Origin of the sequence: Bifidobacterium avesanii, assembly GCF_009299475.1 — a bacterium.
Lineage (GTDB): Bacteria > Actinomycetota > Actinomycetes > Actinomycetales > Bifidobacteriaceae > Bifidobacterium > Bifidobacterium avesanii.
The window spans coordinates 27,040-52,287 of the sequence record NZ_WBSN01000012.1; the positions used below are offsets into that span (position 1 = coordinate 27,040).

Consider the following 25,248-nt stretch of genomic DNA (forward strand, 5'->3'; position numbering starts at 1 on the left):
CCGAAGCCGGTTTACTCGAGGTCGGTCGGATTGATCTCGGCCTTGTCGAGAGCGCCGGACTCGACGCCCCAATGCTTGAGGATGTTCATGTACGTGCCGTCGTCCATGAGCTTGGTCATGGCCTTCTGCACGGCCTCGTCCATGGCCGCGTCGCCCTTTTTGATGGCGATGCCCTGCTTGACGGAGCCGACGTTGCCGCCGAGCGCCTCGAGCTGGCCGCCGGTCTGGCTGATCGCGTAGCCGGCCACCGGGGAGTCCGCGTAGAACACGTCGGCCTTGCCGGTCACCACGTTGGTGGCGGCGTCGGTCTGCAGCTTGCTGGAGAGCACCTCGATCTTCTTGTCGGCCGGGCAGTTCGCGTTGGCGTCGTTGGCCTCCTGCTCCTGCACGGTGCCGGTCTGCACGGCCACCTTGAGGCCGCACAGGTTGGAGGTGTCCACGCCGTTCGGGTTGCCCTTCTTGACGGCCCACGTGGAGCCGGCCTTGTAGTAGCTCACGAAGTCCACGGCGTCGAGGCGCTCGGGGGTGATGGTCATGGCCGTGATGCCGAGGTCGTACTTGGCGCCCACGGACGGGACGATCGAGTCGAAGGTGGAGGAGACGATCTCGGATTCGAGGCCCATCACCTTGGCGAGGGCGTGCGAGATGTCCACGTCGTAGCCGAGCGGCGTGGTGCCGTCGGCGGCGAGGAATTCGGCGGGCGCGTAGCTCAGCTCCATGCCGACGGACAGCTTGCCGTCGGACTTCACGGAGTCGGGCACGAGCGCGGCGATCGCGTCGTCCTTGGCGACCGAGCTCACGTCGTAGCCCTGCGTGACGGTGCCTTCGGGGGCGGCCTCGCCCTCGTCGGTGGTGCCGCACGCGGCGAGGGACATCAGCATGGATGCGCCGGCGAGCGCGGCGACGGCGGACTTGAACCTGAACGTCATGGAATGCGTTTCCTTCACTCTCGGTGTCTCTACTGGGAAAACACCATAATGACGTCCTGCTACGACAACGTTAAGCGGCCCGCCCGGAAAACGGCGTCCCCTCATGGGCGTCATTTCCGGACGGGCCGCTTGGAATCAACGCGCCCCGACGGGCCGGTGCCGCGTCAGTCGGCGACGGGGTTGATCTCCGCCTTGTCGACCGAGCCGGACTTGACGCCCCACTGGTCGAGGATCTTCGCGTACGTGCCGTCGTCCATGAGCTTGGTCACGGCCTTCTGCACGGCCTCGTCCATCGCGGAGTCGCCCTTCTTGATGGCGATGCCCTGCGTGGCCACGCCCACGTCCTCGCCGAAGGATTCGAGCTGGCCGCCGGTCTGGCTGATCGCGTAGCCGGCCACCGGGGAGTCCGCGTAGAAGGCGACGGCCTTGCCGGTCACCACGTTGGTGGTCACGTCGGTCTGCAGCTTGTTGGACAGGATTTCGATCTTCTTGTCGGCCGGGCACTTCTCGTTGTCCGCGTTGACCTCCTCCTCCTGCGTGGTGCCGGTCTGCACCGCGATCTTGAGGCCGCACAGGTTCGAGGAGTCGAACTTCTCCGGGTTGCCCTTCTTCACGGCCCATGTGGAGCCGGCCTTGTAGTAGCTCACGAAGTCCACGGCGTCCTTGCGCTCGTCGGTGATGGTGAACGACGAGATGCCGATGTCGTACTTGGATCCGATGGACGGCAGGATCGAGTCGAAGGTGGACGTGACCGGTTCGGTCTCCAGCCCCATGACCTTGCCGAGCGCCTTGGCGAGGTCCACGTCGTAGCCGACGGGCTTCTGGCTGCCGTCGAGGAATTCGGCCGGCGCGTAGGAGGTGTCCATGCCCACGGTGAGCTTGCCGTCGGACTTCACGGAGTCCGGCACGAGGGCGGCGATCGCGTCGTCCTTGGCGACCGAGCTCACGTCGAAGCCCTGCGTGGCGTTCGACGAGCCGGACGCTCCGGCGGATGCGTTGTTGTCGGTGGCGTCGCTGGTGCCGCACGCGGCGACGGAGAACAGCATTGCCGCGCCCATGACGGCGGCGGCGAGGGACTTGATCTTCATGGGGTTTCCTCTCGTTGCGGCCCGGGAAGGATCCACCGGGCCAGTACGGGAAACCTTAAGGAGGTTATGCTACGCGCGCGTTACCTGACCATTACCGGCCGGGCGCCACCTGCATGTCGTCACCGCATGTTCTTGTAGCGCATGATGCGCAGCGCCTCGCGCTTGTCCTGCTCCTCGCGCAGGGCCTGGCGCTTGTCGAACTCGCGCTTGCCGCGGGCCAGTGCGATCTCCGCCTTGACGCGACCGTCCTTGAAGTACAGGCTGATCGGCACGATCGTGTAGCCCTTGGCCTCGATCTGGCGCGACAGCTTGGCGATCTGCGCGGCGTGCAGCAGCAGCTTGCGCTTGCGCTTGGGCGCGTGGTTGTTCCACGTGCCGTTGAGGTATTCGGGGATATTCGCGTTCTCGAGCCAGATCTCGCCGCGGCGGTCGATCGAGATGAACGCCTCGGCCAGCGACGCGCGCCCCTCCCTCAGGGACTTCACCTCGGTGCCGGTCAGGGCGAGGCCCGCCTCGTACTTGTCCTCGATGGTGTAGTCGTGCCGCGCCCTGCGGTTCTGCACGATCAGCTTGGTGCCCTGTTCCTTGGCCATTGCGCCCTCCCTTCATAAGTCGTCACATAAGTCGTCAGCGTCCCGGCGAATCCCGTTCCGACGCTGCAAGGCGTCTACGATAGCACGAACGCGCCGTCCCGGACGGGATGCGGCGCGTTCGTCGTCGGTTCGGACGGTTGGCCCGCCCGCCGTGACGATCAGTAGTGGATGAACTGGTAGTTCTGCGGATCGCGGATCACGCGGGTGCCGGCCTTGCCCATCATGCGGGCGCCGCACTCGGAGATGAGGATCGTGCCGTCGGAGCGGACCTGCTCCACCACGCCCACGTGGCCGTACTGCGCGCTGGCGCCGTTCTGGCCGCGGCGGAACACGATCACCGCGCCCACGTGCGGGGTGTTGTTGACGAGGTAGCCGTAGGAGCGGGCGGAGTTCGCCCAGTCCGCGCCGTTGCCGAACTGCGTGCCGACCGGCAGGTTGAGGTCGTGGCGGCGGTTGTACGCGTACCACGTGCACTGGCTCCACGGGTAGGTGCTGGAGTAGTCGTGCGTGGCGTGGCCGTAGCAGGTCTGGGAGTGCGGGGCGCAGTTGCCGGGCACCGAGTAGTTCATGCCGCTGGCGGTAGCGTTGTTGTTGACCGGCGTGGAGCTGGAGGACGAGCTCGAGGAGCTGCCCTTGTTTGAGCTGGAGCTCGACGAACCCGAGGAGCTGCTTCCCTTGTTGGACGAGTTGGACGAACCGGAGTTGGAGGACGGGGCGTCCTGCGCCTGCGTCGCGTTCTTCGCCGCGGCGGCGGCCGCGGCGGCCTGCTGGGCGGCGAGCTGCTTGTTGTAGTCGTCGATCTGCGACTTGATGAGCACCGCCTCGGCGGCCTCCTTGGCGGAGGCGTCGGTGAGCTGGGCCACCTTGGCCTCGAGCGCCTGGCGCTTCTGGTCGCCCTCGTCGCGCAGGGCCTCGAGCTCCTGCTGCTTGGCCTGCGCGTCCTCGGCGGCCTTCTGCGCGGTGGCGGCGTCCTGATCGGCCTGCTTCTTCAGGGTGGTGATCTCCTGCTCGATGGCGGCGAGGCGCTGCTGGCGGTTCATGGAGGTGCTCAGGGTGGAGGCGGCGTCGTTCGCGGCGTTCGTCTCGGAGCGGGTGACGGCGGCGTCGGCCTGCATCTTCTGCACGAAGTCGTCCGCGGTGGACGAGTTGGTGACCACGCTCATCACCTTGGAGGCGTCGGAGCCGTGGAAGCTTTCGCGGGCGAGCTGCGCCACGGCGGCCTTGGCGTCGTCGTAGTCGGCGCCGGTCTCGGCGATCTTCGCCTCGAGGTCGGCCTTGTCCTTCTGCGCGGCCTGCAGTCGCTCGGCGGCGGCATCGGCGGCCTCCTTGGCGGTCTGCGCGGCGGCCACGGCCTGGTCGGCGGCGTCCTGCGCGGCGGGGATCTGGTTCTCGGTCAGGTCGTCGAGCGCGACGATCTGGTCCTGCAGGTCCGCACTCGCGCCGGCCAGCTGGGCCTTGAGGTCCGCGGCGGACGCCAGCTTCTGCTGGTATTCGGAGTAGCTGGGCACGGCGGACGCCTCTTCGACGCCGGTGGACATGCTCGCCAGTCCGCAGGTCAGCAGCGTGGTGGCGCACAGCGCCCATCCAGCCCATGCTTTGGCTCGTTGGTTCATCATATGGGTCGACTTCCTTCGTTTCCGTCAGGGTCCCGGCCGATTGTACAGGGCGCGGCTGGGAGAAATTACGCTTTGAGATAACGCCGCAGCGAAATCGCCGAGGCGAAGGCGCTCAGCAGCAGCGCGCCGGCGATGAGCGCGGGGGCCGTGAGCAGCACGGTGGACTGGTTCACGAACGGCATCCAGCTGACCGTTTTGGCCACGCCGTTGGTCACGAACGCGTTCACGATGCCCGTCAGCGCGCCCACGGACAGCAGCGAGCCGAGCAGGGCGGCGAACATGCCCTCGAGGATGAACGGCAGGCGGATCGTCCAGTTCGACGCGCCCACCAGCCGCATGATCTCGGTCTCGTTCTTGCGGGAGGCGGCGGACATGCGAATCGTTGTGCCAGTAAGCAGGATGGCCACCACGACCATCACGCCGGCCAGCGCCGCGGTCACCGCCGTGGCCTTGTTGAGCACGTTGAAGATCGGGTCGAAGATCTGCCGCTGGTCCACGACCTCCTCGATGCCCGTGCGTCCGGAAAGCACCTCGGAGACGACCTGGTACTTGGTCGGGTCGTTGAGCTTCAGGCGCAGCGAATCCTGCATGTCGGCGGCCGTGAGCGTGCGCCCGTTGTACTCGCCGTTCGGGTATTCCTTGAGGAACGTGTCGTTGTAGAAGTCCTCCTTGCTCACGTATGTGATGTTCGCCACATCGTTGGGAAGCTCCTGCTTGATGAGGTCGATCACGCCCGCGATGTCCTCCTGGCTGGGCGACTTGCCGGACGCGCAGGTGGCGGCCTGGCTGGCGCCGTCGGGGCAGAAGTACACCACGACCTCCACCTGGTCGTACCAGGTGCCCTTGGCCTTGGTGATCTGCGCCTGCATGAGCGCCGATGCGCCGATGAACAGGAACGAGATGAACGTGACGAGCATGACCGACAGGATCATCGACCCGTTGCGCTTGAGGCTCGTCCAGGTTTCGGACAGGATGAATCGCGTCCTCATTGTTCGTTTCCTTCCCCTTCGGCGTGGTCGTCGTGCTTCGCGGGCGCGGGCGGGGCCGGCGGCGCGGGCGGCATGAGCGGCCCGGACAGCTCGACCGTCTCGTTCCGGTCGGCCGCGGCGGATTCCGCATCCCCGGCGTTTTCGGCGTTCCCGGCGGGCTTCTCCGCCGCGGCGGGCTGCGCATCCGGCTCCACAGCGGGCTCCACGGTTTCGAAGTCGTCCGCGGGCTTGCTCGCCTCCTCGGCGGCCGCCATCGCGTCGAGGCTCAGGCCCCTGCCCCACGTGAGCGTGTCCTCCACGGACTGGAACACCTCGCCGTAGCGTCCGGTGCGCCCCGAGTGCACGGAACTCGCCAGCCGCGCGATGCCGTCGTCGCCGTGCTCGGCGCCGTGCAGCGCGGACGCCACGTCCGGGCCGTCCACGTTGGTCACGGCGGTCGGGTCCGTGTACGACCCCTCCGGCAGGTTGAGCTCGGCCGCCGGCGTGCCGTCGCCGTGGATCGCCTCGTGCGCCCGGCTCGCCACCTCGGCGTCGGGGAAGAACAGCGCGGAGTCGTAGGAGCCGTGCTGCTCGTCGCGCATGATCTTGCCGGCCTTGAGCTCCACCACGCGCTTGCGCATGGAGTTGACGATCTCCTCGTTGTGCGTGGCCATCACGATCGTGGTGCCCGTGCGGTTGATCGCGTCGAGCACCTCCATGATGCCCAGCGACGTGGTCGGGTCGAGGTTGCCGGTCGGCTCGTCCGCGAGCAGGATCTGCGGATGGTTCACGTACGCGCGGGCGATGGCCACGCGCTGCTGCTCGCCGCCGGACAGCTCGTGCGGGAAGTTCCGCTCCTTGCCCGTCAGTCCCACGGTCTTGAGCACCTGCGGCACGAGCGACTTGATGGTGGACCGGCGCGTGCCGATCACCTCGAGCGCGAACGCCACGTTCTGCCACACGGTCTTGTTGGCGAGCAGCTTGTAGTCCTGGAAGATGAAGCCGATCGACCGGCGGTACTGCGGGATCTGGCGCGCGGGCAGACGCCGCAGGTCGTTGCCGGCCACGCGGATCTCGCCCGAGGTCGCCTCCTCCTCGCGCAGCAGCAGGCTCAGGAGCGTGGTCTTGCCGGACCCGGACGCGCCCACGAGGAACACGAAGTCGCCGCGCTCGATGTCCAGGCTGATGTCGTCCAGCGCGGGACGCGACCCCTTGGGATAGATCTTGCTCACATGGTCCAGTGCAATCAATGCCATTTGACCCGCTCCTTCATTACGCCTATTACGCCTCAATTACCGTGGAATGCGCTTTGCCCTTCGGCGGCTTACTCTTCGGCGGCCTCGCGGCGCTGCTGGTGGCGCCAGCGGATGCCGGCCGCGATGAACCCGTCGATGTCGCCGTCGAACACGGCCTGCGTCTGGCTCGTCTCGTAGCCGGTGCGCAGGTCCTTGACCATCTGGTACGGGTGCAGCACGTAGGAGCGCATCTGGTCGCCCCAGCTGGCCTTGATGTCGCCCGCGAGCTCCTTCTTCTTCTTGGCCTCCTCCTCGTGGCGCAGCACGAGCAGTCGGGACTGGAGCACGGCCATGGCAGCGGCGCGGTTCTGGATCTGCGAGCGCTCGTCCTGCATGGTCACCACGAGGCCGGTGGGAAGGTGGGTGATGCGCACCGCGGAGTACGTGGTGTTCACGCCTTGGCCGCCGGGGCCGGACGAGCAGTAGGTGTCCACGCGGATGTCCGTGTCCGGGATGTCGATGTGGTCGGTCGCCTCGACGAGCGGCACCACCTCGACGGCGGCGAAGCTGGTCTGGCGGCGGCCCTGGTTGTCGAACGGGCTGATGCGCACCAGGCGGTGGGTGCCGCCCTCCACGCTGAGCCTGCCGTACGCGTAAGGCGCGTCCACCTGGAAGGTCGCGGACTTGATGCCCGCCTCCTCGGCGTACGAGGTGTCCATCACCTTGGCCTTGAAGCCGTTGCGCTCGCAGTAGCGCAGGTACATGCGCAGCAGCATCTGCGCGAAGTCCGCCGCGTCCACGCCGCCGGCGCCGGAGCGGATCGTGACCACCGCGGAGCGCTCGTCGTACTCGCCGTCGAGCAGGGTCTGGATCTCGAGGTCGTCCAGATCGCTCGCGATGGACTCCACCTCGGTCTTGGCGTCGGCGAGGGAGTCGGCGTCCTCTTCCTCCTGCGCGAGCTCGACGAGCGTCTCCACGTCGTCGATGCGCTGGCCCATGTCCGTGAGGCGCTTGAGCTGCGCCTGCGTGCCGGAGAGCTTGCTCGTGATCTTCTGCGCGTTGTCGGGATCGTCCCACAGGCCCGGCTCGCTGGCCTTGGCCTCGAGCTCCTTGATCTCGGCCTTGAGCTTGTCCACGTCGAGCGCCTCGGCGATCGTGTCGTACTTGGATCGGGCGTCGCCGATCGCCTGCGAGAAATCAAATTCTGCCATCGTTACCACCATACATTTCTACTTGTGAAAAACCTGATTGTTTCGATTATCCCCGATTCGCGGCCCGCCACGGCGCACGCGGCCGCCCCGGCGTCGCGTCGCCTCGCGTTGGGGACGTGCGCCGGGCCACGGGAACGTCAAAGGCCCGCGTAGATCATCGCGGGGACGACGAGGCTGACGAGCATGGCCGCGGCCACGACGATGCACACCGCACGCATCACATTGCGGCGGCGGCGTTCGCGCTGCTCTCGTTCAACCCGGTAATCACTCACGGTGAGATATCATAACGGGCGCGCTGGATTTTGCCGATTTCCGGCCTCATCCCCCGGCAAAAGCCGCGCCTCGCCCATCGCAAAACGGCGACATCGCAACGATCGTCCTCCGCCACGGACGGTTCCTTTGCGCGGCGTGCGGTCAGAAATCGAACCGGCGTCCGCGCGTCCGGGCTCCGGCCGTTACACTGGAGGCCATCGGGCCGGTCATATCGTCGTCCGGCCGTCAATCCGTCCATCAATGTGTAAGGAGCAATCCATGACGAACGAACGCACCGCATGGGGCTGGGGTCTCGCGAGCGTGGACGCCGCGGGCAACACCCTCGACGTGTGGTACCCGCAGCTGACGCTGGGCGAGGCGCCTGCGGAGTCCGGCCGCCCGAACCATGACTTCGGCCCGCTGGCCCACGAGGAGGCCGACGCCCGCGGCGTGCGCCGCGTCCCGGTGTTCACCGTCTCCCAGCTCGACGAGCCGATCGCGAGCGCGGCCGACGCCTACCTGAAGCTGCACCTCATGTCCATGCGCCTGGCCAAGCCGAACACGCTGAATCTGGAGGGCATCTTCGCCAAGCTCAACAACGTGGTGTGGACCAACTACGGCCCGTTCGCCGTCGAGGACTTCGCCCTGCGCAAGCTCGACGTGCTCAAGGCAGCCGCCGGCTCTCCGCTGCCCACCGCGGACGTCAACGTGCTGTCCGTCGACAAGTTCCCGCGCATGATCGACTATGTGGTCCCCTCCGGCGTGCGCATCGGCGACGCCGACCGCGTGCGTCTGGGCGCCTACCTGTCGGAGGGCACCACCGTCATGCACGCCGGCTTCGTGAACTTCAACGCCGGCACCCTCGGCGTCTCCATGGTCGAGGGCCGCGTCTCGCAGGGCGTCGTCGTGGGCAACGGCTCCGACATCGGCGGCGGCGCGTCCATCATGGGCACCCTGTCCGGCGGCGGCAAGCTGCGCAACTCCATCGGCGAGCACTCCCTGCTCGGCGCCAACGCGGGCATCGGCATCTCGCTGGGCGACAACTGCGTCGTCGAGGCGGGCCTGTACGTGACCGCCGGCACCAAGGTCACCGTCTGGGACAAGGCCAAGGCCGCCGCCGGCGAACCGCTCGACGTGGTCAAGGGCGCCGACCTGTCCGGCAAGGACAACATCCTCTTCATCCGCAACTCGGTCAACGGCCGCATCGAGGCCCGCTACCGCAAGACCGGAATCGAGCTCAACGCCAAGCTGCACAAGAACTGACCGCACGTTGGCGGAGCGTCCTCCGCGTTGCTCCTCGGTCGACGTGCCGACGCACGCCTTTCCCCGGCGCGCCTTGAGGCCGCACACGCCAGCGCACGGTCAGCAGCCCGGTATTCTTGTGCAACCGTCGCGGCCATGGGGCGCATGCCTGTCGGACCGGGAGCGGGCACTCCTTGTCCGGCAACTTGGAAAACGTTGCAATCACGCCGATGCGCACCGCGTTGGACAAGGAGCGGGCGCTCCCGGTCCAGCACTCCGCTCCCCCGGTTCAACACTCCGCTCCCCAGTTCAATGCCCGCCCCGGTCCGGAACCAAAGCATCCCGCGACTGGATTCGCTCAATCCGATCACCCAATTCCGCGGATTGAGCGGATCCAATGCGTGAGGACCGTTGCGAAGGCCCTACCGCACTGGATTCGCTCAATCCATCACAATGAGCCGCCAGTTTTGAGCGGATCCAGTGCATGAGAGTTGTTCCGAGGGCCCCACCGCATTGAATTCGCTCAATCCGCCACACCAAGCTTCCGGATTGAGCGAATTCGGTGCGTAAGGCGCGGACCAACGCGCGGAACCGCACCGGGGGTGTGTCTCAAGCCGCGTCCATTTCCAGAATTGGTGGCGATTCCGGACGCAAAAGGCGCATTTTGCGTCTCGATCCGCCACCATTTTTCGCGCGTCATGCAACTCGGGCGACGCACCCGGCACAAACATGGAGCCCCGAGTGAGAATCGGACTCACGACCTCTTCCTTACCAAGGAAGTGCTCTACCACTGAGCTATCGGGGCGCATCGCCCGCCTTATCGGGCAAACCCGAACATCGTGGCACATGATCGCGCATTGCGCAAATCGCGCGTGTGTCCAACGCGCGGCCGGAGACGAGATTCGGGGAAAGAACGAACGCTATCGCCCGAACACCGAATAGTCGCCCAACGCCACGGCCGGCTTCATCAGCACGAAGCTGCCATAGTCCACGCACGCCTTCATGTATTCCTTGTGCTTGGCGTCGATCATGCGGGAGCTGCCCTCGAACCGCCGTTGCTGCTCGCGCGCGTCGTCCACGATCGTGTACGTGTACACCCACAGCCCATCCGGCTCCTCGCCCAGAAACCACGTCTCCACATGCGCGCCCTCATCCGGCAGCGTGGCGTTGCCCTCCTCCAGATGGTCGGCCAGAAAGCGCATCCATTCGCGGGCCAGCTCCTCCCGCCCGCTCTTGACCCGGAACTTCGTCAATACGGTCTGCATGGGACCTCCCTCCGGCGACGTTTTCAGCGGCGTTTCCGACATCATAGAAGAGGCGGTCCGCACGGAACGTTCGGCGACCGAGACGCGGAATCACGACGCCGCAAGGACGCGCAAACGCGACGATCCGAAAGCCCGACGATCCGAAAGCCCGGCGGCACGCCCCTATCGGGTGCGCCGATCGCCGGCCACGAACAGCGCCCCGAACAGCATGGATGCCGCCGCCACCGCGACGAACGCCCACAGCAACGCGCCAATCGTCCCCGGCGCCATGAACGTGGGCAGCAGCAGCGAGGCGACCGCGCACGGGAAGCGGCTCAGCCCGAGGATCAGGCTCTGCGCCTGCGTGGAAACCGTGCCGGGGAAGGATTTCTGCGTCCACACCTTGGCGTTCATCTCGCCGGCGAAATTGCAGAAGAACTGGAAGATGAGCACCGCCGCCACGGTGGCCGCCATGGTGCCGCCCGCGGCCAGCACCGCCATGGCGACCACCTGCATGGCGCTTCCGAGCCAGAACATCACCTGACGACCGCGCTTCGAGGTCACGCGCGTGTACACCATGCCGCCGGCCACGCACAGCACCGAGGCCACGATGCCCACGACCACAGCCTGCCGCTGCGTGGCGTGCTGCACCACCAGCAGGTAGGTCTGGAACTGGTTGATGCTGTTGGCCATGAGGTTCCACATGAGATAGAACAGCGCGATGAGCGCGAACGTGCGCGCATAGGGCCGTCCGAAGCCGTCCGTTCCGCGCAGCACCGCGCGAAGGGAGCCGGGCGCCGCCATCTCGCCGGCCCCGTCGGTCCTATCGGCCACGCCGGCCGCGACGGCCCCACCGCGCCGATCGTCGCCCGAAAGCGCAACGGCGTGCAGTGCGGCGAACCGGCGGTCGGTCAGACGCCACACGCCCACGAGCGCGGCGATCACGGCGAGCGCGGCATACACCGCCCGCGCCCCGACGGCGTGCATCGGGCTGGCCGCCAACGCCAGCACGTACGATCCGAGGATGCCGGCGGACCACAGCACCTGCGAATTGCCGATGGCCTTGGTGCGCGGCGCGACGTCCCGTATGTCGCGTCCCATCACGCTCAGCGACACGGGCAGTTCGACGCCCGCGGCGAGCCCGGAGAGCGTGACGCCCGCGAGCAGCATCGCAAAGTCAAGTGACCCGGCGCACAGGGCGAACGCCGCGGCGCACACGATCATGGTCAGGTTGAAGGTGACGGTGAGCCCCACGCGCCTGGCCACCAGTCCCCCGCAGAACGACCCGACGGCGAAGGCGAACATGAGCGCTGCGGAGAGCATGCCCACCTGCATGGCGTCGAGCCCGAGCGCCTGCTGCCACAGGGACAGCGTGGCGGATAGCGCGATGATCGCGCCGGATCCCAGCAGCGATCCCATGCCGGCGGCGAAACCCAACGCCCTGTACGTACTTGCGGTGCCCATTCGATCTCCCTTGGCTGCTCCGGTTGCTCCGGCCATTCCGGTTGCCCCGGCTATTCCGGTTGCCCCGGCTGTTCCGGTTGCCCCGGCTGTTCCGGTTGCTCCGGCTGTTCCCTCCGGCCCCTTGCCCGAGGCCGCACCCAAGTGTACTAATTGTTGAAACCACATCCCATAATGTAGGATGCGCTGCGATGCGGCGGCACCGGCTACAGTGGGACGCATGAAGATCACGCTCATCACCGTCGGCAAGGTCAAGGAATCGTATCTGCGCGACGCGATCGCCGAATATTCGAAGCGGCTTTCTCGCTACTGCAAGCTCGCCATCGTGGAGGTCGCGGACGAGAAGACGCCGGAGAACGCCAGCGAGGGCACGGACCGGCGCATCAAGGAGATCGAGGGCGAGCGGATCGCCAAGCACCTTGCGCCGGACGCGTACGTGATCGCGCTGGCGATCGAGGGCAAACAGCTGAGCTCCGAGGAACTGGCCGCGAAGGTGGCCGATCTGGGCCTGCGCGGGGTGAGCCACATCCAGCTCGTCATCGGCGGCTCCCTGGGGCTCGCGCCGGCGGTCCTCAAGCGCGCCGACTACCTGCTGAGCTTCTCGCGCATGACGTTCCCGCACCAGCTCATGCGCGTGATCCTGCTCGAGCAGATCTACCGGGCGTACAAAATCAACGCCCACGAGCCCTATCACAAGTGAGCTTTCGATTTCTGACCTAACGAGCCGCGAAAGACGCCGCGCCCGACCGCGAAAACGGCGGAACCACAACGACACCGCCTGCTCGAAACCGCATCTTTCCCGACTGCTTAGGTCAGAAATCGCACCCGCCCGGCACTCGCCCGGCATCAGGCCGGCGATGGCGCGCTCACGGGCTCACGGGCTCAGCAGTACGGCAGCGTGAGCCTCACGGACGCGGCGTCCACGTCGAAGTCGGCCAGATCCACCTTGGCGAGGCGCGTGGTGGTGTTGGCGACTTGCAGCGCGAGCCTATGCCCCGCGCGCACGGTCCAGTCGCACGCGAGCAGCGGCACCTCCACATCCAGCCACTCGCCCACGGGCGCGGGCTCGAACCGCTCGAACGAGTTCCGGTGGGCGAGCGCGATCCACCCGCGCGTCACCACGTGCTCCACCTCGTAGGCGCGGCGCGGGAACTTGAGCTTGTACGTGGCCTTGTCCTGCGGGGCGCTCTGGCCGAACGTGCTGGTCCGGTCCGCCATCTCCGTCATGACGTGCAGATCCGCGTCCGGCTCCGGGTAGTTGCCCTCGCCGTATTCGATCAGGCTGGCCGCAAGGTTCGTGTCCAGTTCGGTGACGGCCGCGGCGCCCAGACCGGTGGCCGCGAGCCGCACGCGCAGGCGCAGGCTCGGCGCGCCGGACAGGTGCATGTCCCGCTCCAGCGGCGCGGAAACGGCGAGCAGGCGGTCGTCGTGCGGCTTGGCGGATTCGCCGCGCGGCACAAACTCCTTGACGCGCGCGCCCTTGAAGTGGAAGGTCGCCGCCGAAGCGGCTGCCCCGGCTTCGCCCGGAGCGGCCTTACCCGGAGCGGCCTCGCCCAGAACGGCTCCGGCGCCCTCCGCATCCGCGCGCAGTCCCCACTCATGCTCCTCAGTCCCCGGCACCGGCCAGCTCGCGTAATCGCGCCACACGTCGTCCGGATCGGTCACGGACACGGCCGGCTCGCGGTCGATGCCGTTGTCCACGTCGAGCAGCCACCGGTCGAACCAGCGGTGGATCGTCTCCACCCACGCGTCGCGGCGGAAGTCGAACGGGTCGTCGTGCGCGTACTGGTGCAGCCACATCTTGCGCGGCACGCCCGCCTCGCCGAGCAGCTTCCAGAACGGCTCGACCTGGTTCGTCATCACGTTGAGGTCGTTGGTCCCGTGCACGATGAACACGCTCGCCTTGAATTTGTCCATGGTGAGCCGGTAGTTGCGCTCGCGCCAGAAGTCGTTGTAGCAGCGGTGCTCCTTGTCGCTGCCCGCCTTGAGCTCCTTGTATCCGTTCGGCGCCACCTCGAAGCGCTGCAGCAGCCCGTTCGCCGTGGATTGCAGCACTTCGGCGAAGTTGTACGGCTCGTACCAGCCGCCGTCCGCGTCGTCGCCGTCGAGCAGGCAGCCGAACGGGTGGTACCAGTCGTACTGGCTGGAGATGGCGGAGATCGGCACGATGGTCTTCAGGCCCTCCACGCCGGTCGCGGCGGCGCCGATGGGCAGCGTGCCGTCGTAGGACTGGCCGAGCATGCCCACCGCGCCGGTGGCCCAGTAGGCGGTGGCGCGGTTGGCCTCGCTGCGGTCGTCGCGCGTCCAGTACGCGTTCGCCCGGCCGTTGAGCCAGTCGACCACGGCGGTCACCGAGGCGATGTCCCGTCTGCCGCCGATGTCGCAGAACCCCTGCGACAGCGCGGTTCCCGAGCTTTCCGTGAGCAGCACCGCGTAGCCGCGCGGCACGAAGTAGTTGCCGTAGAACAGCGGGAACGTGACGAGCGGACTGTTCCACTTGTCGTCGTCGTGCAGGTAGGTCTTGCGCTCGCCGTGGCGCGGGTAGAGCCCATAATAAGGACTCGGTTCCATGATCACCGGCACCTGCCCGTCGCCGTCGAGCTCGCGCGGGCGGATGATGTCCACGCGGATCAGATCGTTCCCACCGTCCCCGTCGCCGTCGAACGGCATCTCCACGTATACGAACTGCCGGATCGCGTCCTCGAACGAGAACAGCTCCCCGCTGGTTCCGTCCGCTCCGATGCGGAAGGTCTCCTGAGCCATAACCCCTCCATTCATGCCCCGCGCATACCGTCATGCGCCGTCACGGCACCGTTCCAATACCATGACCACCCTATACCGCCCCGATCATTCACCGCTCATTGGTCCCACCATGCGCCCGCGAACCGATCATATGACGGTCCGCGCCGCGCCGGCCGCCTGCCGTTCCCGTTGTTCCCATGCGCCTGCGTTGCCGTTCCCCCCGCTCTCTTCACGCGTCCGGCACTCGATTCGCTCAATCCGCCGCTCCATGACGGCACATTGAGCGAATCCAGTGTGGTGGCGGCCATTTTCCCCCGCTTATGCACTGGATTCGCTCAATCCACATTCCGCACGGCATGAATTGAGCGGATCCAGTGCGGCGGCGCGGCCATGAAGACGAATCCCGACACCAGGCAACTGACACCCGACGTCCGGCACCCGTCCGTTACCGCATGCGCACCAGCGCGGGCAGCGAGCGCGGGCTGATCAAACAGGCCGCCGCCAACGTGCCCAGATACAACCCGCACAGGCCGCCGGCCACCGCGCGCACGGCCACGTCGCCGAACAGCCGCAGCGCATCCGATACGGAACCGGCCGCCGGGGCGAGCACAAGCGCCAGCAGGCCGAGCGACGCCACCGCCGCGGGCACGGACCACCCCAACGCCACGCCGAGCATCTTCTCCGCCACCTGCGGCCTCGTGGCGCCGAACTGCCGGAGCATGGCGAGCTCCACGCGCCGCTGCAGCACGGCCGCGGCGCCGGCCACCGCCGAGAGCAGCATGGCGGGCACGACGGCGAAGCGGGTGATGCGCCCGCGGTAGTCGGCGGCGCCGGGCGCATTGCCGGCGAGCAGGGGGTTGAGCCGCGTGGGTGTGGGGACGGACGTCCCGCCGATGGGCCCCACGTCCCGCGCCTTGGTGACCACAGCGTTGAGCGCGTCGCGGATCTGCGCGGTCATGGGCCACGCGCGCACCCAGCAGGAGTCGAACATGGTGTCCAGCTCGGTGGCGGGCGTGGCGAGAAGGATGGTGGTCGCGTACTGCGGCAGCCGCCCGTCATTGGGCCACGCGTAGGTGCCGGTGACCGTGTGGGAGATCCCGTCCGCGGTGACGAGGCCGTCGCCCGCGCCGATGCCGAGCTGTTCGCCGATCTTCGACGCGATGACGAAGCCGTCGTCGCCGTCGATGTCGATGAGGTTGCGGGCCCCGTCGGTCACCTCGTAGGCCAGGTACGGCGCGTCCGGCAGGGCGAGCGGCGTGACGGCGTCGGCCCCGCGCATGGCCATGGCGCCCTGAACGCCGTCGATGGAGCCCAGCGCCGCGCAGTCGCGTCCACGGATGCCGCCCGGCGAGCTGATGGTGAGGATGTCGCCGCCGGATTCGCGGTAGGCCCACGCGGCGTCCGCAAGCTGCCGCACGCTTAATGCATCCGCGCCACCGCACATGAGCAGGATGACCATGAACAGGCACGCCCACAGTCCGGGATTGCCCACGCCGGCGACGAGGTCCCGCTTGGCTTCGGCGAGCGGCCACCACCATGAGGCGTCGCGATGCTTCCCGCTCATGGCCGCGCCTCCGCATTCGCCACATCTGCGTCCACCGGCTGCGCGGCGGCCAGATCCACCACGTCGTCGCACGCGTCGCGCAGCTCCAGATCGTGCGTGGCCACCACGACCACGCTGCCCCGCCCGGCGAGCCCGCGGATGTGCGCGATGACCGTGCGCGCGCTGTTGCGATCGAGCGACGCGGTGGGCTCGTCCACCAGCAGCAGGTCGCAGCGCGTGGCGGCCGCGCGGGCGAGCATGAGCCGCTGCGCCTCGCCGCCGGACAGGCTGCCGTAGCGGTGGTCCTCCACGTCCGCGAGTCCGAACTGGCCGAGAATGCGCCGCGCCTCCGCGTTCGCCACGTCGCGCGGGGTGCCCCTCACGAGCATGGGCAGCGCCACATGGTCGAGCACGCTGCGTTTGGCCACGCCGAGCGGCAGCTGCGGCACCCAGTTCATCACGTCCACGCCGTACTTCTCCACCGTGCCCTCGGTGGGCTCGAGCCACCCGGCGAGGATGGCGAGCAGCGTGGACTTGCCAGATCCGGAAGGGCCGATGAGCGCATGGATGCGCCCGGCGACGAGCGTGGCGTTGAGATGCCGGAACAGGAAGTCGCCGGCCGCGTAGGCGTGACCGAGGTCGCGCAGCGTCACGCGCTTGGGACCGGCATCCGCCATGGCCCCGTTCATGAGCAGCCTCCCGCGTTGGGCGTGAGGCGCACGCTTCCGGATGGGATGGAGCCGTCCGTGCCCTGAATATAGGTGCGCCCGAGCATGGAGCCGACGATGTTCACGTTGACAGCCCGGTCCCCGGCCGTGTCCGCGGCGGCATTCCCACCGCCCGTCCCGCCTGTCACCACGATGCACGCCTGCGCCCCGCCGGACGCAGTCCCGCCGGCTGCGGTCCCACCCACGACGCCGATGGCGGACGCCGGCACCACGCCCACGGCGACGGGGTTCTTGAGCACCCACTGCACGTTGACCTGCCGCACGTTGCTCTGCATGGCGGTGGCGGCGGTGCGGAACGCGCTCGATCGGGAGAACGAGACGAGGTCGATCACGTCGCCCTGATCGGTGATGTCGAGCGTGACGTCGCCGGCCTGGATGACGCGCTCCCCCGCCACCGCGCCCGTGGGCAGGCTCTGCGCCTTGGCGGAGGCGGCCATGGCGGGCAGCTCCGCGATCGACTGGCCCTGCCCGACGATCTGCCCCACGGGCGCCGGGCACGCGGAGACGGTCACCCCGTCGGACGGCAGCCACGCCACGTCCGCCGTATCGATCACGGCGTAGTCCTTCGCGAGCGTGATGCCCGCCTTGGCCGCGGCCGCCACGAACGCATCAATGGTGGCCTCGGTGACCGTGTCCCCGTCCACGTCCCCGGCGCCGATCGCCTTGAGCGCGTTGTTGAGTCCCTCCGCGTCCGGGCCCTTGTCCCCGACTTTGAGCGGGCGCCACAGGGGTTCGGCGGTGGCGAGCATGAGCGCGCCCTTGCCGTCGATGCTCATGATCGACTGCCCGGAGGCGAGCGAGGCGCCGGGCTTGCAGTTCGAGGCGGTGACCATGCCGGAGCGCGGCGCAACGACCGGCGCCATGGCGATCTCCTCCGCGTTGATGGTGACGGACCGCCCGTCGTTGACCTGCTGCGTCTCGATGGGCATGGTGGCGTTCGTGTTCGCCGGGGCCAGCACCTGCGGCGGATGCGGCGCCAACACCACGGCCGTGCCGCCCATGCCCGCGAGCAGGCACGCCACGGCCACGAGCGCGGTCATCTGCCTGCCGAGCACCGGCCCGCGCCGCCCGTCCGATTTTCCGTTTCCTCCCTTGCCGAACATGTCGACCGCCTCTCCGCGCATCCTTGCGCCGCCATCCCATTCGCGTCGTTCAACGGTGTCTCCAGTCTACCGCCGCCGATCTCCGCCGTGCCCGCACGCGCCCTCCGCCGGCCGCGTTCCGCCCGAACGGACGACAAACCGCCGTCACCGTCCGGGCGTCGCATTCGAGATGTTGTGCAGCGGATCATCGGTGCATTTACTCACCTGCAACGTCGCCGGATCCCCGGAATTGCCGCCCTTGAGCAGAGGAGTCGCGCTCCCCTGCGCGGAGAGCCGCTCAAATTCCTCATATGAGTAGTCCCGCGTCAGCAGATCGTGCTCCTTATAGCACTGGTACCGGTAGGGTTCCAAGTCGATGCTGTCCGGATTGCGCAGGATGGCGTTGTAATAGTAAACCAGAATCTGGTAGCCGGATTCGATCTCGCACTCCCGTTCATAGGGGTTGTCTCCCTTCACCTTCGACGTGCTCCACACATCAATGCCGGACCCTTGCGAAAACCAGTAATCGGCATTGGCTTGCAAACCGTGCCTGGCGTAGCATCCCACCACCTGCCGTTCCAGGATGTTCATCTCATCGGCCGTGATGACGCCGTCCGTCAGTATCTGGTTGACGGCATCGGCACCGTCCTTGTAGGCGTTGCTCAATCCGGCATTGATCTTCTTCCTCCACACCGGTGACACTTTCGCATCCGACGAATATTGCCCGTAGCCGTCACGGACCCCAGCCGGCCGATCACCGGCGGCACCGGATTTACTCACGGGACCGGAGCAACCGCAGCACATGCACAATACAACGGTAAGCACTGCCATGGTCTTTCCCCATGTGGTTCGACGCATCGCATCCTCCTGTCAAAAGGCATCTCCAATGGAGCTGCCCGTCAACCATTTGATCCACATTTTTCATGATTGGTCTTTCCTTCTGCCGTCACTGTCCGGTCGGCGCATTCGAGATGTTGTGCAGCGGATCGCTGAAGCACTTGGCGCGCGCATCGAACGCCTGCGCCGACTTCGACGAGTTGATGACCGGCTCGTTGTTGCCCGGATTCTCCCAGTCGCGCTTGAAGTCCTCGTACGACGGGTAGTCCTTGAGCAGCATGCCCTTCTCCTTGAGGCACTGGTACTGGTACGGCCCCAGATCGATGTTCTCCGGATTCGTGTAGACGGCCCAGTAGTACTGGCTGACCCATCCCCAGCCGGTGTCGTCCTCGCATTCGGCCCTGATCTCGTCCACGTGCTCCCACGTGTCCTCGCTCTTCTTGACGAACGGGCTCAGCCCGCCGTAGTCGCCGAGCCAGTAGTCGCGGTTCACCTCGTAACCGTACTTGGCGTAGCAGCCCACCATCCGGCGCTCCGCCTCGTTCATCTCGTCGGCGGTGATCACCCCGTCGTCCACCACCGCGTGGACCGCCTCGTGCCCGCGCTTGTTCGTCCCCGCGGCCAGCTCGTTGTTGATCCGCTGCATGTACGCGGGGCTGAGCGTCATATCGGCGGTGAACTGGGCGTACGTGGAGCGCGAACCGCGCACCATCTCGTCGGTCACACCGGCCGCGCGCCCGTCCGTACCCGACGAGCCGCCCGCGCAGCCCGCCAACGCCGCCATCAGAACCAGCGCCGGAACCAGCGCCGCGGGCACCCCACGCCATGCCCCGATCCTCCCCGATCGCACGCCGCCCATATGGTCCTCCTCACCGAGCACCCCGTCAACGGACACTTCCAGACTACGTCCGCGCGACCGCGACGGCAACGCGGAATCCCCGGTATCTTCCGCTTCCGTGAGGGAGAAAGCCAATGGCGAAAAACCGGCCAACTATACTGGGACGCGGAATTACGAAGGCGCTCAAGAGGGGGAGCCTTCCGTCACACGGAGGTCGCGCGATGGATGAAACCGGCAGTACCGGAACGTTTACGGTGGGCATAGCGGACAACGACGCGTTGTCCCTGCGCTCGCTGGAACGCATCATCGCCGAACGCGTGCCGGACGCGACCGTGCTGTGGACCACGCAGGAGGGGCCGCAGGCCGTCATCTACGCCACGAGCCAGCGCACCCAGCCGGACGTGCTCATGGTGGACATGTCCATGGAGAGCATGCCGGGGCTCATGATCTGCCGCCGCATCCGCCGCGCCACCAACGAGGTGCCGATGCTCGCCATCACCTCCTTCACGCTCGGCCTGTATGCCGAGGACGCGGGCCGCTGCGGCGCGCAGGGCATCGCCAGCAAGAACAACGAGAACGATCTGGTCGCGGGCCTCAACGCCGTGGTGGACGGCGGCACGTACGGCGAGGGCGGATTCGAGACCGCCGCCATGGCCCACTACCGGCTCGAATGCGCGCCCGCCACCGTGGAGGACATGCTCACCACGCGCGAGGCGCAGACCATGGATCTCCTCGCCGAGGGGCTCGACGACGAGATGATCGCCAAGCGCCTGCAGATCGGGCGCGACACCGTGCGCAAGCACGTGCAGACCGCCATGCACAAGCTCGGCGTGAGCACCCGCTGGCAGGCGCTGCTGCGCTGGAGCGGCAGCGAGAAGAACGGTCGGCGCTATGTGCTCTGAGGAGCGGGACGCCGGGACGAACCGCGATTCCGACCAATTGAAACGCGCCAGACTCGCCGCGTACCTGCATGACGAGGTGAGCGGGCCGCTGTCCCTCGCGGCGCGCGAGTCCCAGCGCCAGATAAGGCTTGCGGAAATGGGCGGCGAGCAGACCGCGTCCACGGACCAGCGCGCGGCGTGGAAGGCCGTGAACGCGGACGTGACGCGGGCGCTGCGCAACCTGCACCGTGTGGTCGCGCGTCTGCTCGACGCCGATCGGGACCACAACGCCCTCACCCCGCGGCAGCTGTCCGCGGAGGTGTTCGTGCGCACGCTTCGGCAGACCGTGGAGCAGGAGCAGCGGCGGCTGTCCGGATTGGGCTTCATAGGCAAGGCGACCGTGACCGGCGAGCTCGAGCGCGTACCCGACGCCGCCACGCGCGACGAGATTCTGGCCTTGGTGCACGAGCTGTGCGCCAACGTGGACAAGCACTGCACCTCCGCAAGCAGCGTGTACGAGTTGTCCGTGCACTGCTCCGCAGACCGCATCGAGATCAGCGAGCTGTGCCGCTGGACGGCCCCGCGTCCCACGATCACCGCACCGGAGGTCGGCGGTCAGGGACTGAGCGCCCACCGGCTCATCATCCGGCACATCGGCGGCGAACTCGTCTGGCATTCCGGCCAATGGCAATGGAACTGCTACGCGCGCATCCCCATCCTCACGGAAACGGAAGATTCAGCCTTGCGGGACGCGGAAACGAAGCGTTATCGTTAACACGAATGGGGCTCGTCGAGGAGCCCCGTCACACCATGTTGGGGCGCAAGTGGGGAGTCAAGGCCGGTTTCGCCGTGTTTGCGGCCTTGGTTTGCGCTGTCCCGCCGGCGTCGTCCATCAATCCGCCATCAATCCACCGTCACCGTTCGTCGATCGGCACGTAGTCGCGCAGCGTGGCCCCCGTGTACACCTGACGCGGGCGGCCGATGCGCGTGGCCGGGTCGGCGAGCATCTCGCGGTATTGGGCGATCCAGCCGGGGATGCGGCCGAGCGCGAACAGCGTGGTGAACATGGCCGGGTCGAAGCCGATCGCGCGGTAGATCAGGCCCGTGTAGAAGTCCACGTTCGGATACAGGTTGCGCGAGACGAAGTAGTCGTCGTGCAGGGCGATCGACTCCAGCTCCTTGGCCACGTCGAACAGGGCGCGCTCGTCGCTCGGCAGCTTCGAGGTGTCCTCGCGTTCCATGATCTGGTCCATGTAATGGCGGGCGATGGCCGCGCGCGGGTCATACGACTTGTACACGCGGTGGCCCAGCCCGGAGATGCGCGTGCCGTTCGCCTTGGCGTCCTCCACGAACTCTCGCACGCTCTTGCCCGAGTCGCGGATGGCCTTGAGCTGGCGGAGCACCGCCTCGTTCGCGCCGCCGTGCAGCGGGCCGGACAGCGCGTTGATGCCGGCCGCGACCGCCGAATACAGGTTCGCGTGCGCGGACCCGGCGATGCGCACCACCGACGTGGAGCAGTTCTGCTCGTGGTCGGCGTGGATGATGAGCAGGCGTCCGAGCGCGTGCACATACAGCGGGTCCGACTCGAACGGCTCGTACGGCACGGCGAAGCACATGCGCAGGAAATCGTCCACGTAGCCGCGCGCGTAGTCGGGGTAGAGCATCGGCTCGTCGCGGCGGCGGCGGAAGATGTAGCTCACGATCGTGCGCACCTTGGCCATGATGATCGTGGCCGCCTCGTCGAGCTGGTCGGAGTCCTCGATGTCCGTGGTGTCCGGGTAGAACGTGGCCAGCGCGTTGACGGCGGAGGCGAGCACGCTCATCGGATGCGCGGTGCGCGGGAACGAACCCATGAACGTGCGGAAGTCCTCCCCCACCATGGTGCGGTGGTTGATGTCCCGGACGAACTGGTCGAACTCGGAGCGCGTGGGCAACTCGCCGTAGCGCAGCAGCCACGCCACCTCAAGGAAGTCCGACTGCTCGCACAGCTGCTCGATGGGGTAGCCGCGGTAGCGCAGGATGGAATGCTGGCCGTCGATGTACGTGATCTTCGACTCGCACTGGGCGGTGGTGAGGAACCCGGGGTCGAGCGTGACCCACCCGTCGTTACGCAGCTTGGAGACAACGATGCCGTCCGGGCCCGCGGTGGCCTTCACCACCGGCAGATTGAAACTGCTCGAATCGACGTCAAGCTTGGCAGTCGCCATTGCTACCCCTTTCGGCTTTTGGTTGTGCCAACCATAGCAACCGGCGGTAAATCCGCATGTTTCGTGACTGAAATGCGGGCAGGACTGGCCCGGCGGCCTTTTCGTCATGCTACCCGGCCTTCCGAGGGCGGATTTCCACCGCTGCGGACATCCACTTGGCCTTCCGAGGGCACCCCAATCGGCGAACAGCGAGCAAAGGCACTCAGTTCCGCCGCTGATTTCCGCGAATTTCCAACAAAATATTCTCACGCCTGCAAACGCGCATCCGCAAGGACATGCCCTCGGAAAGCCGAGTGGATGTCCGCAAGTCCATAAATCTGCCCTCGGAGGGCCGAGTAGTCCCGACGAGGAAAGCTTAGAACGTCTTTCACGCACCATGTTGCGGAATGGCCGCGCTCCGCAATGCAAAAATCCCGTCCCAGCCACATGGTCGGGACGGGATCGCCAAGATCACCGGGATTTCACCGCGTCGAAGCCGATAAAACGACTAATCGCGCGTGGTGAGGATCACCGGACCGTTCTCGGTGATGGCGATGGTGTGCTCGGTGTGCGCGCCGCGCGAGCCGTCGGAGGAGCGCAGCGTCCAGCCGTCCTTGGAGTCCTGGTAGATCTCGTCGGTGGTCTTGAGGAACCACGGCTCGATGGCGATGACCAGACCCGGGCGCAGCTTGTAGCCGTGGTGGGCGCGGCCGTCGTTGGCCACATGCGGATCGCCGTGCATGATGTGGCCCACGCCGTGCCCGCCGAACTCGAGGTTGATCGGGTAGCCGTACTCGCGCGCCACGTCGCCGATGGTGGAGGACACGTCGCCCAGGCGGTTGCCCGGCTGCGCCACGTCGATGGCGGCCGCGAGCGCCTCCTCGGTGCACTTGATGAGGCGCAGGTCGCTCGAGTCCTGGTCCTTGCCGACCACGAAGCTGATGGCCGAGTCGCCGACCCAGCCGTTCACGCTGATGGCGAGGTCGAGGCTGACGAGGTCGCCGTCCTTGAGGTTGTAGTCGTAGGGCACGCCGTGCAGCACCGCGTCGTTGACGGACGTGCAGATGTAGTGGGCGAACGGGCCGGTGCCGAAGTCCGGGGCGTAGTCCACGTAGCAGGATTCGGCGCCCTTGCGGTCGACGATCTTCTTGTGCACGTACTCGTCGATCTCCAGCAGGTTGGTGCCGACCTTGGTCATGTCGCGCAGTTCGCGCAGGATGCTGCCGACGAAGCGCCCGGCGGGCTTCATCTCTTCGATTTCCTGAGGCGTTTTGAGTTCAATCATGAGTTTCTTTCTACCGAACATGGTTCTCAGTTAACACCCAACCCTAGCGCGAGCGCCCAACAAACGGACGGTCGGCAGACGGACGGCGAACGGTCAGCGGGACTTGGGCGCGCGGCCGAATTTGAAGGCCCGCACGAGCGCCGTGACGCCCATGACCACCAGCGCGCACCCGGCGAACACCACCAGGAACGCCGTGGACTGCACCGGCGTGACGAGCAGCACGAAACCGGCGAAGATGGAGATGAGCCCGTAGGCGACGGCCCAGCCGGACGCCGGCACGCGCCACGATTCGGCGAGGCTCATCACGCCTTCCATGATCCAGCTGATGCCCACGACCGACGTGATGAGGATCACCAGCGTGGAGGCGGACAGCGTGGTGTTCTTGAGCATGACGATGCCGCCGATGGTGAGCAGCACGCCCACGAGCACGTCGAGCACGCGCCACCCGCCGGGCACGCCCTGCACGGCGAACGCGGTGACCGCGCGCACGATGCCGGAGACCACGAAGTAGACGGCGAGCGCCACGGTGGCGACCACCAGCGTCGGCCCGGGCCACACGAGCAGCGCCAGACCGATGACGAGCGCCGCCGCGCCGACCACCGCATACACCGCGCGAATCCAGTTCTTGGCACGCTGCGGCAGATGCTCCTCGATCAGTTTGAACGGGTCGAAGTCGGTGCGGGAGAACTCGGCGTACCAGTTGGATTGCCCGTTCCATCCGGGCTGGCCCTGCCATCCGGGCTGGCCGGGCTGCGGCTGCGGCGGCACATAGGCGTAGGGCTGGCCATACGGTGTCTGCCGGCCCTGATCCTGCCGCTGGTTCCGGTCATCGGCTTGCCCGGCGGGCCCACCTGCCGGCTGGCCCTGTCCCGCGGCCGGCTGTCCTTGCCCGGCCCATGGGCCATAGGAACCGTATTGGCCCTGTCCGTATTGTCCCTGTCCGTATTGGCCTTGACCATACTGCTGTCCTTGATCATACTGTCCTTGACCGTACTGCCCCTGCCCGTATGCGCCGTTCGGAACGCCGTACTGCTGGCCGCCGCTGGGGCCCCGCCCCGACGCGGGTGGCTGGTTCGCGTAGTTCGCCCCGAAGCCGTTGGGATTCTCCACGTACGGCTCGCCCTGATTGCCCGCGCCTTGGGTATTCGCGGCGTTGGACGCGTCGCCGTTGACGTTGCCGGCATTGCTGCCATTGCTGGCGTTGGCGGCGTTGTCGTTCGACGCCCTGTTCGCGCCGTCGTTGAAATCAGTCATCATCACTCCTTTGGCCCTGTGCCTGGCCTTGCA

The 25,248-nt window shown here is 67.1% G+C and carries 23 protein-coding genes and 1 tRNA gene; 4 read left to right on the forward strand and 20 right to left on the reverse strand.

All coding sequences use genetic code 11. The features are described from left to right. Positions 1-11 precede the first annotated feature (11 nt). From DSM100685_RS07160 to DSM100685_RS11100, 8 genes are all read right to left on the reverse strand, one after another. Positions 12-929, reverse strand: a complete 918-nt coding sequence (locus tag DSM100685_RS07160; protein ID WP_152350673.1) for an ABC transporter substrate-binding protein — start codon at positions 927-929, stop codon at positions 12-14. A 164-nt stretch (positions 930-1,093) separates the two neighbouring features. Then, the gene (locus DSM100685_RS07165) at positions 1,094-2,017 is read right to left on the reverse strand and encodes an ABC transporter substrate-binding protein (RefSeq protein ID WP_152350674.1); all 924 of its coding nucleotides are present in this window, start codon (positions 2,015-2,017) and stop codon (positions 1,094-1,096) included. A 119-nt stretch (positions 2,018-2,136) separates the two neighbouring features. Next, positions 2,137-2,610: an SsrA-binding protein SmpB gene (gene smpB, locus DSM100685_RS07170; RefSeq protein WP_152350675.1), complete on the reverse strand. Its 474-nt coding sequence runs from the start codon at positions 2,608-2,610 to the stop codon at positions 2,137-2,139. 158 nt (positions 2,611-2,768) lie between these two features. Then, complete coding sequence (locus DSM100685_RS07175; RefSeq protein WP_152350676.1) at positions 2,769-4,226, reverse strand: CHAP domain-containing protein; 1,458 nt, start codon at positions 4,224-4,226, stop codon at positions 2,769-2,771. Between the two features lie 65 nt (positions 4,227-4,291). Next, positions 4,292-5,215 (reverse strand): permease-like cell division protein FtsX, encoded by a 924-nt coding sequence (ftsX, locus tag DSM100685_RS07180; RefSeq protein WP_152350677.1) that lies wholly within the window; start codon positions 5,213-5,215, stop codon positions 4,292-4,294. Further along, the gene (ftsE, locus tag DSM100685_RS07185) at positions 5,212-6,450 is read right to left on the reverse strand and encodes a cell division ATP-binding protein FtsE (protein WP_152350678.1); all 1,239 of its coding nucleotides are present in this window, start codon (positions 6,448-6,450) and stop codon (positions 5,212-5,214) included. Before ftsE ends, ftsX begins: the two co-directional genes overlap by 4 nt. A 68-nt stretch (positions 6,451-6,518) precedes the next feature. Then, positions 6,519-7,640 (reverse strand): peptide chain release factor 2, encoded by a 1,122-nt coding sequence (gene prfB / locus DSM100685_RS07190; RefSeq protein WP_152350679.1) that lies wholly within the window; start codon positions 7,638-7,640, stop codon positions 6,519-6,521. Positions 7,641-7,777: 137 nt separating this feature from the next. After that, complete coding sequence (locus tag DSM100685_RS11100) at positions 7,778-7,912, reverse strand: hypothetical protein (RefSeq protein ID WP_276608025.1); 135 nt, start codon at positions 7,910-7,912, stop codon at positions 7,778-7,780. Positions 7,913-8,171: 259 nt separating this feature from the next. Here DSM100685_RS11100 and dapD point away from each other — a divergent pair, with 259 nt between their 5' ends. Next, complete coding sequence (dapD, locus tag DSM100685_RS07195; protein ID WP_152350680.1) at positions 8,172-9,155, forward strand: 2,3,4,5-tetrahydropyridine-2,6-dicarboxylate N-succinyltransferase; 984 nt, start codon at positions 8,172-8,174, stop codon at positions 9,153-9,155. A gap of 709 nt (positions 9,156-9,864) precedes the next feature. On the opposite strand, the gene DSM100685_RS07200 is transcribed toward dapD, so the two are convergent. From DSM100685_RS07200 to DSM100685_RS07210, 3 genes are all read right to left on the reverse strand, one after another. Then, positions 9,865-9,939, reverse strand: a tRNA-Thr gene (locus DSM100685_RS07200). Between the two features lie 115 nt (positions 9,940-10,054). Then, positions 10,055-10,399, reverse strand: coding sequence for a DUF6176 family protein (locus tag DSM100685_RS07205; RefSeq protein ID WP_152350681.1), 345 nt, complete (start codon positions 10,397-10,399; stop codon positions 10,055-10,057). Between the two features lie 162 nt (positions 10,400-10,561). Continuing rightward, complete coding sequence (locus DSM100685_RS07210) at positions 10,562-11,842, reverse strand: MFS transporter (RefSeq protein WP_163200827.1); 1,281 nt, start codon at positions 11,840-11,842, stop codon at positions 10,562-10,564. 217 nt (positions 11,843-12,059) lie between these two features. Between DSM100685_RS07210 and rlmH the strand changes: the two genes are divergently transcribed. Next, positions 12,060-12,539: a 23S rRNA (pseudouridine(1915)-N(3))-methyltransferase RlmH gene (gene rlmH / locus DSM100685_RS07215; protein ID WP_152350683.1), complete on the forward strand. Its 480-nt coding sequence runs from the start codon at positions 12,060-12,062 to the stop codon at positions 12,537-12,539. Positions 12,540-12,721: 182 nt separating this feature from the next. Here the strand turns inward: rlmH and DSM100685_RS07220 are convergent, their stop codons facing one another. The 6 genes from DSM100685_RS07220 to DSM100685_RS07245 all read right to left on the reverse strand — a co-directional run bounded on the left by DSM100685_RS07220 (position 12,722) and on the right by DSM100685_RS07245 (position 19,555). Continuing rightward, a complete protein-coding gene (locus DSM100685_RS07220; RefSeq protein ID WP_163200829.1) occupies positions 12,722-14,602 on the reverse strand; it encodes a CocE/NonD family hydrolase in 1,881 nt (626 codons plus the stop codon). Positions 14,603-15,026: 424 nt separating this feature from the next. Next, positions 15,027-16,145: a hypothetical protein gene (locus tag DSM100685_RS07225; RefSeq protein WP_152350685.1), complete on the reverse strand. Its 1,119-nt coding sequence runs from the start codon at positions 16,143-16,145 to the stop codon at positions 15,027-15,029. After that, positions 16,142-16,813: an ATP-binding cassette domain-containing protein gene (locus DSM100685_RS07230; RefSeq protein WP_239512607.1), complete on the reverse strand. Its 672-nt coding sequence runs from the start codon at positions 16,811-16,813 to the stop codon at positions 16,142-16,144. The genes DSM100685_RS07225 and DSM100685_RS07230 overlap by 4 nt, the downstream gene beginning before the upstream one ends. After that, entirely contained in the window at positions 16,810-17,976 is a 1,167-nt protein-coding gene (locus tag DSM100685_RS07235) for a hypothetical protein (protein WP_152350686.1), read from the reverse strand. Before DSM100685_RS07235 ends, DSM100685_RS07230 begins: the two co-directional genes overlap by 4 nt. Before the next feature lie 123 nt (positions 17,977-18,099). Continuing rightward, complete coding sequence (locus DSM100685_RS07240; RefSeq protein WP_152350687.1) at positions 18,100-18,765, reverse strand: hypothetical protein; 666 nt, start codon at positions 18,763-18,765, stop codon at positions 18,100-18,102. Positions 18,766-18,880: 115 nt separating this feature from the next. After that, a complete protein-coding gene (locus tag DSM100685_RS07245; RefSeq protein WP_170284995.1) occupies positions 18,881-19,555 on the reverse strand; it encodes a hypothetical protein in 675 nt (224 codons plus the stop codon). Between the two features lie 308 nt (positions 19,556-19,863). Between DSM100685_RS07245 and DSM100685_RS07250 the strand changes: the two genes are divergently transcribed. Both DSM100685_RS07250 and DSM100685_RS07255 read left to right on the forward strand, forming a co-directional pair. Continuing rightward, positions 19,864-20,511 carry a response regulator gene (locus DSM100685_RS07250; RefSeq protein WP_163200831.1) on the forward strand — a complete coding sequence of 216 codons (648 nt, stop codon included), beginning with the start codon at positions 19,864-19,866 and terminating at the stop codon, positions 20,509-20,511. Continuing rightward, on the forward strand, positions 20,501-21,265 hold the full coding sequence (locus DSM100685_RS07255) for a sensor histidine kinase (RefSeq protein WP_152350690.1): 765 nt from the start codon (positions 20,501-20,503) through the stop codon (positions 21,263-21,265). The genes DSM100685_RS07250 and DSM100685_RS07255 overlap by 11 nt, the downstream gene beginning before the upstream one ends. 139 nt (positions 21,266-21,404) lie before the next feature. On the opposite strand, the gene DSM100685_RS07260 is transcribed toward DSM100685_RS07255, so the two are convergent. From DSM100685_RS07260 to DSM100685_RS07270, 3 genes are all read right to left on the reverse strand, one after another. Next, positions 21,405-22,697 (reverse strand): citrate synthase, encoded by a 1,293-nt coding sequence (locus tag DSM100685_RS07260; RefSeq protein WP_152350691.1) that lies wholly within the window; start codon positions 22,695-22,697, stop codon positions 21,405-21,407. 487 nt (positions 22,698-23,184) lie between these two features. Continuing rightward, entirely contained in the window at positions 23,185-23,961 is a 777-nt protein-coding gene (map, locus tag DSM100685_RS07265; RefSeq protein ID WP_152350692.1) for a type I methionyl aminopeptidase, read from the reverse strand. 93 nt (positions 23,962-24,054) lie between these two features. Continuing rightward, a complete protein-coding gene (locus DSM100685_RS07270; protein WP_240811895.1) occupies positions 24,055-25,071 on the reverse strand; it encodes an HdeD family acid-resistance protein in 1,017 nt (338 codons plus the stop codon). Positions 25,072-25,248 lie beyond the last annotated feature (177 nt).